The sequence below is a fragment of the Lentzea sp. HUAS TT2 genome (assembly GCF_051853195.1).
Lineage (GTDB): Bacteria > Actinomycetota > Actinomycetes > Mycobacteriales > Pseudonocardiaceae > Lentzea.
On sequence record NZ_CP196667.1, the window covers coordinates 6,559,564 to 6,571,508 of the forward strand.

Below are 11,945 nucleotides of genomic sequence, written 5' to 3' on the forward strand. Positions count from 1 at the left end.
TCGTCAGGAGTGGACCAGAAATGCGTTCCAGAAAGCCCCTTGCCCTCTTCGCCGCCGCGGCACTCGCGCTGGCAGGGTGCAGCGGTGGCGGCGGTGATGCCTCCACCGAAGGTCCCGTCACGCTCACCTGGTGGCACAACCGGACCACCGAGCCGATGAAGTCGAAGTGGCAGCAGATCGCCGACGACTTCCACAAGGCGCACCCGAACACCTCGTTCACGATCGAACCGCTGCAGAACGAGCAGTTCCAGACCAAGGTGCCGCTCGCACTGCAGGGCAACACGCCGCCGGACATCTTCCAGCAGTGGGGCGGCGGAGCACTCGCCGACCAGCTGAAGTCCGGCAAGATCGCCGACATCTCCCAGGCCTCTTCGGGCTGGATCGGCCCGCTGGCCAAGAACGCCGACGGCTGGAAGGTCGGCGGCAAGCAGTACGGCACGCCGTACCTGATGCACGCCGTCGGGTTCTGGTACCGCAAGGACATCTTCGCCACCGCGGGTGTCACCTCGGCGCCGACCACGATGGACGAGCTGAACGCGGCCGTCGCGAAGCTGAAGACCGCGGGCATCGTGCCGATCGCGCTCGGTGGCAAGGACCGCTGGCCCGACGCGTTCTACTGGGCCTACTTCGCGGTGCGCCAGTGCTCGGTCGACACGCTGAAGAAGGCGGTCGAGAAGACCGAGCTCGCCGACCCGTGCTTCCTCAAGGCCGGCGAGAACCTCAAGAGCTTCCTGGACACGAAACCGTTCCAGGACGGGTTCGTCGGGACGCCCGCTCAGCAGGGGGCGGGCAGCTCGGCGGGCCTGGTGGCCAACGGCAAGGCGGCCATGGAGCTGCAGGGCGACTGGGATCCCGACGTGATGCAGGCGCTCACGGAGGACAAGGAGCTCGGCTCGAAGATCGGCTGGTTCCCGTTCCCGAGCGTGCCGGGCGGCCAGGGCGATCCGAGCGTGCTGCTCGGTGGCGGTGACGGGTTCTCCTGCACCACCCGTGCGGCGAAGGCGTGTGCCGAGTTCCTCGGGCACCTCGTCAGCGACGACGTGCAGAAGATCCTCGCCGAGACCAACTCCGGTCTGCCGGTGACCCCTGCCGGTGTGTCCGCGCTGAAGAGCGAGCCGCACAAGCAGATCGCCGAGGCCATGACCAAGGCGTCGTTCGTCCAGTTCTACTTCGACACCGCGTTCCCGACCAAGGTCGGTCAGGCCCTCAACGACACCATCGCGAACTTCTTCGCTGGTCAGGGCGGGCCCGACACCATCGTGAAATCGGTGAGCGAAGCAGCAGCCGGGAACAAATGATGAGTGCCGCGATCACCACGCGGCCGCCGACCGCCCCCGTGCCGCACGCGCCAGCGGCCGGGGGCACCCGGCGGCGTTCCCGACTACGCCCCCGCCTCGAGCTCGCGTTCCTGCTGACACCGGCCCTGCTGCTGTTCATCGGGTTCGTGCTGATCCCGATCGGCGTCGCCGGGTACTACAGCCTCTACTCGTGGAACGGCTTCGGCCCGCTCACGGACTTCGTGGGGCTGGACAACTACGTCGACGCCTTCTCCGGTGACGTCTTCCAGGGCGCCATCGGGCACAACCTGATCATCGCCACGTTGTCCGTCGTCGTGCAGCTTCCGTTGAGCATCGGGCTCGCGTTGCTGCTCAACAGGAAGCTGCGCGGCCGGACGTTCCTGCGGATGGTGGTCTTCGCGCCGTACGTGCTGTCCGAGGCCGTGACCGCGGTGATCTGGCTGCTCATGTTGCAGCCAGGCGGGTTCATCGACGAGATCCTGCGCAGCATCGGTCTGGGCAGCCTCGTGCAGCTGTGGCTCGCAGACCAGTCGCTCGTGCTCTACACGCTCTTCGTGGTGATCACGTGGAAGTACATCGGTTTCGGCGTGATCCTGCTGCTGGCCGGCCTGCAGGGCGTTCCCCCCGAGCTGCGGGAGGCCGCCGCTCTGGACGGCGCGACCGCCTGGCAGACCACCCGGCACGTCGTGCTCCCGTTGCTGGGACCGACGATCAGGATCTGGGTGTTCCTGTCCGTGATCGGGTCGCTGCAGCTCTTCGACCTGGTCTGGATCATGACGCTGGGCGGTCCCGCCAACGCGTCGTCGACCATGGCCACCTACCTGGTCGACCACGGCTTCAAGCGCTACGAGTTCGGTTTCGGCAGCGCGGTCGCGGTGATCCTGTTCATCATCTGCTTCCTGTTCGCGTTGCTGTACCAGAGGTTCGCTCTGCGTCGCGACACCCAGGGCGCGTTGACGGGAGTGCGCTGAGATGTCACGTCGTAACACCGTCGGCTACCTCGCCGCGTTCGCCGTCATCGGCATGACGGTGGTGCCGCTGTTGTTCGTGGTGCTGGGCGGTTTCCGCACCACGGCCCAGATCAACTCGTCGCCGGCCGGGTTGCCCGGCCCGTTCGTGTGGGACAACTACCGGGAGGTGGTGACCTCACCGCAGTTCTGGCGCCTGCTCGGCAACAGCGCGTTGATCGCGGTGATCGCCACGACGCTGGCGGTCGTGCTCGGGTCGATGGCGGCGTTCGCGTTGTCCCGCTACGCGTTCCGGGGCCGCGAGGCGTTCTACACGCTGTTCACGCTGGGCCTGCTGTTCCCGCTCGGCGTGGCGACGCTGCCGCTGTACCTGTGGCTGCGTCAGCTCAACCTGCTGGAGAACCCGCTCGGTGTCGCGATCCCGGAGGCGGCGTTCTCGTTGCCGGTCACCATCGTGATCCTGCGGCCGTTCATGAACGCGATCCCCGGTGAGCTGGAGGACGCCGCCCTGCTCGACGGCGCGGCCAAGCTCGGCTTCTTCTGGCGGATCCTGCTGCCGCTCTCGCGGCCGGCGCTGATCACGGTGTCCGTGCTCGCGTTCGTCACCAGCTGGAACTTCTACCTGTTGCCGTTGCTGGTGTTCAACGACTCCACGAACTTCACGCTTCCGCTCGGCGTGGCGATGTTCCAGTCCGAGCACTCCCAGGACACCGCGAAAATCCTCGCCTTCACCGCGTTGTCCATGATCCCCGCGCTCACGTTCTTCGTGCTTGCCGAACGCCGCATGGTCGGGGGACTCACCGGTTCTGTGAAGGGCTGACTCACAAGGGAGTGATTCATGCGAACCCGATTGGCAGCCGGTGTGGCCGTGCTGTTGCTGGCGTTGCCGGTTCCCGCCTCGGCTTCAGGGCCGTTGAAGAGCGTCACGAACAGGTATGTGGGCAGCGCGGTGGCTGTCCAGCACCTCAACGCCGAAGCTGACTACAAGAAGGTGCTGACGCGGGAGTTCGACAGCGTCACGCCCGAGAACGAGATGAAGTGGGGCGTCGTCGAGGCCGTCCGCGGCCAGTACGACTGGTCAGGGGCGGACGCGATCGTCGCCTACGCCAAGAAGACCGGCAAGACCGTGCGCGGGCACACGCTGGTCTGGCACAGCCAGCTGCCCGACTGGGTCGGCGGGCTGGAGGCCGCGGAGCTGCGGACCGTGGTCAAGGACCACATCAGGACCGAGGCGGGCCGCTACCGCGGGAAGATCCGCGCGTGGGACGTCGTCAACGAGGCGTTCAACGAGGACGGCACGCGCCGGCCGACGGTGTTCCAGGAGAAGCTCGGTGACCGCTACATCGCCGACGCGCTGCGCTGGGCCCACGCGGCCGACCCGAAGGCCAAGCTCTACATCAACGACTACAACATCGAGGGGCTCAACCCCAAGAGCGACGCGACCTACGAACTCGTCAAGTCGTTGAAGCGGCAGGGTGTGCCGATCCACGGCGTCGGCATCCAGGGACACCTCTCGCTGATGTACGGCTTCCCGTCGGGCATGAGGGAGAACATCGCCCGCTTCGCCGCGCTCGGCGTGGACGTCGCGATCACCGAGGCCGACGTGCGGATCCCGTTGCCCGTCACGCCCGAGAAGCTGGCCGCGCAGGCGAGCTACTTCGGTCAGGTGTGGGACGCCTGCCACGCGGTGCGGCGGTGCGTCGAGTTCACCACGTGGGGTTTCACCGACCGGCACTCGTGGGTGCCCGACGTGTTCCCCGGCGAGGGCGCGGCCTGCCTGTTCGACGAGAACCTGAAGCCGAAGCCCGCGTACACCCGGCTCAACCCGTAGTGGGAGTGTCCACTTGACACAGTTCGAGAACCCGGTCCTGCCCGGCTCGCACCCCGATCCGTCGGTGTGCCGGGCGGGATCGGACTACTACGTCGTGACCTCGACCTTCGAGTACTTCCCCGGCCTGCCGGTGTACCACAGCAGGGACCTGGTGCACTGGCGCCCGCTCGGGCACGTGCTGGACAGGCCGTCCCAGCTGCCACTGCACGGCGTGCGGGCGTCCGGTGGCCTGTACGCGCCGACGATCCGCCACCACGGCGGCACGTTCTACGTGGTGTGCACGCTGGTCGACGGCAAGGCGCAGAGCGGCAACTTCGTCGTGACCGCCACCGACCCGGCCGGGAAGTGGTCGGAACCGCACTGGCTGCCGGAGGCCGACGGGTTCGACCCGTCGCTGTTCTTCGACGACACCGGCCGCGCGTGGTGGACGGCGACCCGTGAGGTGCCCGGTGGCACGCCGGGGCGGACCGAGGTCTGGCTGCGCGAGTTCGACCCGGAACGGCTGGAGCTGATCGGCGAGGAGCACGTGCTCTGGACCGGCGCGCTGCACGACGCCGTCTGGCTCGAGGCGCCGCATCTGTACAAAGTGGACGGCAGGTACGTGCTGCTGTGCGCGGAGGGCGGCACGGACTTCGAGCACTCCGTGGTCGTGGCGACGGCGGACGAGGTCACCGGCCCGTACCGCGGTTCGCCGCTCAACCCGGTGCTGACCCACCGCCACCTCGGTCGCGACCACCCGATCGCGGCCACCGGGCACGCCGACCTGGTGAGCACGCCGGAGGGGGAGTGGTTCGCGGTGCTGCTCGCGACCAGGCCCTACGGCGGCTACTACTACAACCTCGGCCGCGAGACGTTCCTCGTGCCGGTGACCTGGGAGGCCGGCGGCCCGGTGTTCAGCCCGGGCACCGGCCGTGTCGAGGCACGCTACGACGTTCCCGGCCTGCCCGCGCATCCGTGGCCGCAGGCCGGCCCGACCGACGACTTCGACGCGCCGGTGCTCGGTCCGGAGTGGATGTTCCTGCGCACACCGGACGAGGCGTTCTTCTCGCTCACCGAACGGCCGGGCCACCTCCGGCTCGCGGTGCGCCCGGAGTCGATCACGGACCTGGTGACGCCGAGCCTGGTCGTCCGGCGCCAGCAGCACCAGGACTTCCACGCCTCCTGCGAGGTCGAGTTCGAGGCCGCGGGACCGTCCGAATGGGCCGGACTCGTGTTGCTGCAGAACAACGACCACCACGTCCGGCTCCTGCTCGGGGCCGGACGCGAGGTCGTGCTCGTGCGCCGCGCCGGCGGCCGTGAAGAGCTCCTCGCCACGACGCGGCTGCCGGAAGGCGTGGTGCGACTGTGCTTCGAGGCCACCGGTCAGGAGATCAGGGCGCTGGCCGCCGGCGCCACCGAGGACTGGCGGCCGCTCGGCGAGCCGTTCGACGGGCGGATGCTCAGCACGCAGGCGGCGGGCGGGTTCACCGGTGTCCACATCGGACTGTACGCGACCGGACCCGGCGGGACCTGGGCCGACTTCGGCAGCTTCACCTACCGGAGTCTCGACGGCTGACCGGTCAACGGCGAGCCGCGACCGCCTGCTGCAGCAGGGCCAGCGCCTGTTTGGCGACGACGTTGAACATGCCCATCGTCGTGTCGCGCTCGCCGAGCACCACCAGCAACGTGTCGGCGTCGACCCCGAACACGCCGACCTGGCCGGACTCGCCCTCGAAGAACACCGCCCGCGGACTGCCCACCCCGGCCTGCGAGGTGAACTGGGTCGCGAGTCCCGCGGCGGCCGAGGCCATCGCGGCGACACCGTCGTCCTCGATGCCACGGGTGACCCCGCACAGCACCAGTCCGTCGCGCGTGGCGACCAGCACCCCGTTGATCGCGACGGAGTCCATGCTGCCGTGGACGTCCTGCAGCGCCTCGGTCATCAGCTTCGCCACGGCACTCGCCGGTACGGGCCGCTCCGGTGCGGGAGGGGCCTCCGACAACGGTCCGCGCCGGCGCATGGGCAGTGCGCCGGGCGTCTGCGTCGACTGGGTGGTCATCTCGTTCACACCGTGAGGTCGGCTTCGATGGACCTGAGGCTGTGCCTGGCCAGCGCGAGGTTGGCGCGCTCGCGGTCCAGCACGAGGTAGAGGAACAGCCTCGAGTCGCTGCGCTTGCCCGTCTGGAGCAGGCGGATCAGGTGGTACTGGCGCTGCAGGGTGATGAGGATGTCCTCGATCTCGTCGTTCAGCTTGAGCGCCGAGATCACCCGCTGCTTGGACCGCACGACCTCGGTGTTGCCGGCCGCGGCCACCTCCAGGTTCAGCCAGTCGCCACCGCCGATCGAGCCCAGCGACATCCCGCTGTCGTAGTCCACGAGCGCGGCGCCCACGGCGCCGGTGATCGTCATTGCTTCCTTGAGAGCCGTTTCGATGTTCATGCGACTGCTTCTCCTCGTACGCGACCGGTCACGCGTGGCGACGATCTGCCTGTGTTCCCACCGAAATTCGCTGGCAGACCGCGTGATCGAGTTACCCTACGTCGCCATGGCGGTGCCGGGGACACCTCCGTTCGGAGCAACGTGTCAGAAGAACAGTCCGTTCAGGACCGAACGAGAACGTGAGTCTCTATAAAGGACGTTCTCGCGCGGCTCCACCTCGACCGTGCTCAAGAGAGCGAACAGGCGTTGCCGTTGAGGGTGAAGGCACCGGGCGTGGTGGCGGTCCCGGAGGCGGTGAAGCCCAGCAGCAACGACTGTCCCATGGGGATCTTGACGTTGTACGGCACGGCGGTCGCGGAGACGTCCCTGCCCGTCTGCCGGTGGGTCGCGTTCCACATCTCCGACACCGTCTGCCCGCCGGAGAACGTCCACCGCAACGTCCAGCCGTTGATCTCCGCGCTACCCGTGTTCCGGAGGGTGACGTCGGTGCGGAAACCGCCCTGCCAGGTGTGGGTGACGACGTAGGCGACCGAGCAGCCGGTCACCGGCTTCGGCGCGGGCGGGACGACGGACGCGGCAGGGGAGGTGGGAACCGGTGCCGCGGTGGTGCTCGGAGCCACGCAGGGCGGACCCCACCGCCCGAGCCGCTTGGTGGACGCGGACGCCTCCGCCTCCACCATCGCGCGGTCGTCCGGATCCTCGTTGCGCGTCATGCCCAGCTCGACGGCGAGCAGCGCGTAGTCGGTGCCGTCCGCGAGCCGCAGCGACACCACCGGTTCGCCGTCCGGTGTCCGCTCGACGGGCTTTTCGAACAGCATTGTCCTCGCGAACGTCGCCGACGCGTCGGCCCAGCACGCGTCCGCCGCGGCGAGTCCTTTGACCCGCACCTCCTCACCGTCGGAGAGGCGCACCGTCCGGACGTCGACGACGTTCTGGACGGTCGTGGAGTACGCGGTCTTGCGCGGCGGCTCGATGATCGAGGGGAACGTGGGCTGCGTCGTGGTGGCGACCGGCGGTGATGGCTCCCCGCCACACCCGGCGAGGCAGACCAGCGCGACCGCGGCGAGCGCCGGCCACCTGGTCGCCCGAGCGGGCCGCGCGTCGCCTCGTGATCGTGTCATCGTTCCTCTGCCGGGATGCGGCGAACACCAGGAGGAGTACGCCCGAACGGTCGATGTGGTCCCGGGAGGCTACGGCCTTTCGGAGGAGCGCGGAAGATCTTTCACATCGATGAAAAGTGGTCTTCGACGCATTCGAGTCGAATATCTGTCGAACGCGCAGGGCGCACGAAAAAAGGTGAACAACGTTGCCGGATTTCTCCAGCGGCAGCGCGGGCTCAGCGGGAGGCAGTGCTGCCGCGATCGGTGAGCATCGGCTGGAGGAGACGGACCTCCGGCGCGAGCTCCCGGTCCAGGCGGGCCATCACCATCTCGACGGCGATCGCGCCCAGCTCCTGGGCGGGAACGGCGATCGAGGTGAGCGGGACCGGCAGGTTCGCCGCGACGTCGTCCGGGCACAGCGTGATCACCGACAGGTCGGCGGGGACGTCCAGCGACCGGCGCCGCAGTTCGAGCAGCAACGGGCCGAGGACCGCCTCGTTGTGCACCACCAGGCCGGTGGTGCTGCGGTCCGGGTGCAGCACGTCGTCCAGGCACTCGGCCACCGCATCGTAGCCGGGCGCGCACGAGTGGACCGTGGCGAGCAGGCCGCGTTTGGCGGTCTCGCCCTGGAACCCGGCCAGCAGCCGTGCCGCGAAGCTCGTGCCGCGTTCGTAGACCGGGGGAGGTGAGCCGATCAGCGCGATCGAACGGTGGCCGCGATCGGCCAGGTGGGCCGCCATCTGCCTGCCCGCGGTGGTGAAGTCGAGGTCGAGGCAGCTCAGGCCCTCGTGGTCGTCCGGCATGCCGAGCAGGACCACCGGCGCGTCGACGGCGCGCAGTTCCGGCACGCGCGGGTCCGCGCTCTCGACGTCCATCACGACGATCGCGTCCGCCATCGACCGCGCGATGACGCGGTGCGCCTCGCCGGGGCCCGCCTCCTTGGTCAGTAGCAGCACGTCGTAGTCGTGGTCACGGGCGCGCGCCACGATCGACGACACGAACCGCATGATGATCGGCATGTTCTGGTCGGAGTGCAGCGGCACGACCAGGCCGACCACGCGCGACCGGTTCGAGGCGAGCGCCCGCGCACCGGCGTTCGGGTGGTAGCCCAGGGTCACGATGCTCTGCTCGACGCGGCGCTTGGTCTCCTCGGAGATGGTGCGCTTGCCGCTCAGCACGTACGAGACCGTGCTCATCGAGACGCCGGCGTGGTGGGCGACCTCCTTGATCGTGATCATGCTCGCCCTTCGCCGGTTCGTCGCGAGCATCGTAGAGCGAAGTGTCCGCGTGGTCGAACGGCTGTCGAACGCCGGCGCGAATTTGGTCGAACCCGTCGAACCGCCGGAGTGTGCTTGACGTGCGGGTTTCGCCTGTGTCACATTCTGAAACCACGTTCGAAGCGCTTCGATTCAATGCTGCTCGGGCGCTGCGGAACCGGAGGTGTCGGCGTGGTCACCATCGTGGACGTGGCGAAACACGCGGGTGTCGCGCCCAGCACGGTCTCCTACGTGCTGACCGGCAAACGCCCTGTTTCGGCACAGACGCGAATGCGGGTGGGGGAGAGCATTCGGCAGCTCGGATACCAGCCGCATTCCGGTGCTCGGGCGTTGGCCGGCAGCCGGACGAACGTGCTGGCCCTCGTGCTGCCGCTGCGGGAGGGCGTGCACCTGCCGGTGGTGATGCGGTTCGCCTCGGCCGTCGTCACGACCGCCCGCGAGCACGACATGGACGTGCTGCTGGTGACCGCGGACGAGGGCGCCGCCGGACTGCGGCGGGTGGCCGGCACCGCCAGGGCCGACGGGTTCCTCGTGATGGACGTGGAGCTCGACGACGAACGGGTGCCGGTGCTGCGCGAGCTCGGCCGCCCTGCCGTCCTGCTCGGACATCCCACCATCGCGAACGGCCTGACCTGCGTCGACCTGGACTTCGAGGCGGCGGGCGCGCGCTGCGTCGAGCACCTCGTCGAGCTCGGGCACCGCACCATCGGGTTCCTGGGGGCGCCTGGAGCGGTCTACGAGCGCAACACGGGGTTCGCGCAACGCACCCTCGCGGGGTTCAGCGCCGCGGCCATGCGCCGCGGTGTCGCCTCGACCGCCCTGCCCGCCGAACGGCGCCGTGACGCCGTGCGCGCCGTGGTCGGGACGCTGCTCAGGGAGCTGACGCGGATGACCGCGCTGGTCGTGCACAACGAGGCGGTGCTGGGCTGGGTCGTGGAGTGCCTGCGGGCCGAGGGGAGGCGCGTGCCGGAGGACGTCGCCGTGGTGGCGATCTGCCCGGACGAGCTGGCCGAACAGCTGCGGCTGACCTCGGTGCAGCTGCCCGCCGACGTGCTGGGACGGCGCGCGGTCGAGCTGCTGGTGGCCAAGCTGAACGGGCAACGGCCCCCGTCGCTCACGTTGCTGCCGCCGAAGCTGTTCAGCCGGACCGGTCAGGCCGGTCCCCGGCTCGTGGTGGCGCGCCCTCCGCGGCAGACCGGCTGAGCGCGTGAATCGAATTCGGCGGGCCTCGTTCCCCGAATCCTCGTCGAATTTTTTCACTCGGGTGTGTTCGATGATTTCGATGTTAGGTTGAATTCACCGAACCGCTTCGACTGCTCGGGCGGTGCGAATTCCGTTCAATGGTGTGCGGAAGGAAGAATCAAAGATGAAAATCACGCGTGCACTTGTTGTCGTGATGGCCGCCGTCCTGACCGTCCCCCTGGGGGCAGGCACCGCCTCCGCTGCCGCCTGGAGCTCCTCCGACAGGTGGGGGACGTGGTCGAACGGCGGCTACACCGTGCGCAACAACATCTGGGGCAACGGGTACGGGCCGCAGACGGTCTGGGCCAACTCCTACAGCAACTGGGGCGTCTGGGCGAACCACCCGAACACCGGCGGGATCAAGTCGTACCCGCACTCGGAACGGCAGGTGAACCGGCGGCTCAGCTCGCTCGGGAGCCTGTCGAGCAGCTTCAACGTCTCCTACCCGAACTCCGGCGCCTACACGACCGCCTACGACATCTGGGCCGACAACCACGCCTACGAGGTCATGTTGTGGATGAACAAGGTCGGCCCCGTCGGCCCGATCGGGGCGCGGGAGACGACGGTGTCGGTCGGCGGCCACACCTGGGACGTCCACCGCGGCTCGAACGGCTCGAACCAGGTGTTCTCGTTCGTCCGCACGTCCAACACCGGGTCCGGCACCGTCAACGTCAAGGCGGTGATGGACTGGATCCGCAACCGCGGCTGGTTCGGTGACGTCACGGTCGGCTCCGTCCAGTTCGGCTACGAGATCACCTCGTCCAGTGGTGGCCTCAACTTCACCACCAACAGCTACTCCGTCTCGTTCGGCTGAGTTGTCAGGGCGTCAGACCGCGGTCGCGCAGCCACTCCAGCTGCGTGACCGGGTTGGACCCGTATCCGCCACCGTGGTCGGCGAACGGCCACACGGTCATGGTCCGGTCCTCGCCCGCGTAGTGGTTGAAGGCGGCGTACACAGTGGACGGTGGGCAGACCGGGTCCATCAGCCCGACGCTGAACAACGCCGGTGCCGTCGCCCGTCGCGCGAAGTGGACGCCGTCGAAGTAGGACAGCGTGGTGAAGGCCGGCTCCACGCGGTGCCTGCTGTGCCGGCGCAGGTACTCCGCGATCTCCACGTACGGGCCCTCGGCGCACAGCTCCGCGCCGCGCCGGAAGTGGCACAGGAACGGCACGTCCGGCATCGCGGCCGCGATGCGGTCCCCCGCCAGCCCGGCGACCGCGATCGTCAGCCCGCCGCCCTGGCTCCCGCCCGCGACGACCACCCGGTGCGGGTCCAGGCCGGGCAGGTGCGCGACCGCGTCCACGGCGCGGACGCAGTCGGTCATGAGACGGCGGTAGTAGTACTCGTCCGGCGAGTCGATGCCGCGGGTCATGAATCCCTTGACCCACTGGGTTCCCCCGCCCGCCACGCGGTCCGGGGTGTCGTGGCCCTGGCCGCGGCTGTCGACCACGAGCTGGGCGTACCCGGCGGCGGACCACAGCAGGTGGTCGGTGGGCAGGCCGCGCCCGCAGCTGTAGCCCAGGTACGTGACGACGACGGGCAGCGGGCCGTCGCTGCCCCGCGGACGCACCAGCCAGGCGGACACCGGTTCGCCGCCGTGACCGGGGAACCGGACGTCGGCGACCTCGACGGTGCGCAGCAGGTGCCGGTCGGTGACGTCGGTGGTCTCCACCGCGCCCCCGGCCGCGCGGGCCTCACCGAGGGTGCGGTCCCAGAACTCGTCGAAGTCCGGTGGTGCCTGCACTTCCGGGCGGTAGACGACGAGTTCGTCGAGAGGGGCGTCCGTCAGCGGCATCGAGACTCCTTCGT

12 protein-coding genes are annotated in these 11,945 nt (G+C 69.0%); 7 read left to right on the top strand and 5 right to left on the bottom strand.

From position 1 onward, the window contains the following. Nucleotides 1–20: 20 nt before the first annotated feature. Genes ACSHWB_RS31815 through ACSHWB_RS31835 form a run of 5 tightly spaced genes read left to right on the top strand, consistent with a single transcriptional unit; the run spans nt 21 to nt 5,652 of the window. Complete coding sequence (locus ACSHWB_RS31815; RefSeq protein ID WP_439656970.1) at nt 21–1,298, top strand: extracellular solute-binding protein; 1,278 nt, start codon at nt 21–23, stop codon at nt 1,296–1,298. Further along, nucleotides 1,295–2,269 carry a carbohydrate ABC transporter permease gene (locus ACSHWB_RS31820; protein WP_439656971.1) on the top strand — a complete coding sequence of 325 codons (975 nt, stop codon included), beginning with the start codon at nt 1,295–1,297 and terminating at the stop codon, nt 2,267–2,269. Before ACSHWB_RS31815 ends, ACSHWB_RS31820 begins: the two co-directional genes overlap by 4 nt. 1 nt (nt 2,270) lies before the next feature. Next, entirely contained in the window at nt 2,271–3,086 is an 816-nt protein-coding gene (locus ACSHWB_RS31825) for a carbohydrate ABC transporter permease (RefSeq protein ID WP_401028260.1), read from the top strand. 18 nt (nt 3,087–3,104) lie between these two features. After that, on the top strand, nt 3,105–4,097 hold the full coding sequence (locus tag ACSHWB_RS31830) for an endo-1,4-beta-xylanase (RefSeq protein WP_439656972.1): 993 nt from the start codon (nt 3,105–3,107) through the stop codon (nt 4,095–4,097). 13 nt (nt 4,098–4,110) lie between these two features. Further along, nucleotides 4,111–5,652 carry a glycoside hydrolase family 43 protein gene (locus tag ACSHWB_RS31835; protein ID WP_439656973.1) on the top strand — a complete coding sequence of 514 codons (1,542 nt, stop codon included), beginning with the start codon at nt 4,111–4,113 and terminating at the stop codon, nt 5,650–5,652. 4 nt (nt 5,653–5,656) lie between these two features. Here ACSHWB_RS31835 and ACSHWB_RS31840 read toward each other — a convergent pair whose 3' ends face one another. From ACSHWB_RS31840 to ACSHWB_RS31855, 4 genes are all read right to left on the bottom strand, one after another. After that, complete coding sequence (locus tag ACSHWB_RS31840; protein WP_439656974.1) at nt 5,657–6,136, bottom strand: roadblock/LC7 domain-containing protein; 480 nt, start codon at nt 6,134–6,136, stop codon at nt 5,657–5,659. Nucleotides 6,137–6,141: 5 nt separating this feature from the next. Further along, the gene (locus ACSHWB_RS31845; RefSeq protein WP_439656975.1) at nt 6,142–6,516 is read right to left on the bottom strand and encodes a hypothetical protein; all 375 of its coding nucleotides are present in this window, start codon (nt 6,514–6,516) and stop codon (nt 6,142–6,144) included. Nucleotides 6,517–6,743: 227 nt separating this feature from the next. Further along, the gene (locus ACSHWB_RS31850; protein ID WP_439656976.1) at nt 6,744–7,637 is read right to left on the bottom strand and encodes a cellulose-binding domain-containing protein; all 894 of its coding nucleotides are present in this window, start codon (nt 7,635–7,637) and stop codon (nt 6,744–6,746) included. 215 nt (nt 7,638–7,852) lie between these two features. Then, nucleotides 7,853–8,854: a LacI family DNA-binding transcriptional regulator gene (locus tag ACSHWB_RS31855; RefSeq protein ID WP_439656977.1), complete on the bottom strand. Its 1,002-nt coding sequence runs from the start codon at nt 8,852–8,854 to the stop codon at nt 7,853–7,855. Between the two features lie 210 nt (nt 8,855–9,064). Between ACSHWB_RS31855 and ACSHWB_RS31860 the strand changes: the two genes are divergently transcribed. Next, on the top strand, nt 9,065–10,096 hold the full coding sequence (locus ACSHWB_RS31860; protein WP_439656978.1) for a LacI family DNA-binding transcriptional regulator: 1,032 nt from the start codon (nt 9,065–9,067) through the stop codon (nt 10,094–10,096). Nucleotides 10,097–10,259: 163 nt separating this feature from the next. Then, entirely contained in the window at nt 10,260–10,949 is a 690-nt protein-coding gene (locus tag ACSHWB_RS31865; protein ID WP_439656979.1) for a GH12 family glycosyl hydrolase domain-containing protein, read from the top strand. 4 nt (nt 10,950–10,953) lie between these two features. Here ACSHWB_RS31865 and ACSHWB_RS31870 read toward each other — a convergent pair whose 3' ends face one another. Then, the gene (locus ACSHWB_RS31870; RefSeq protein WP_439656980.1) at nt 10,954–11,931 is read right to left on the bottom strand and encodes an acetylxylan esterase; all 978 of its coding nucleotides are present in this window, start codon (nt 11,929–11,931) and stop codon (nt 10,954–10,956) included. Between the last annotated feature and the right edge of the window lie 14 nt (nt 11,932–11,945).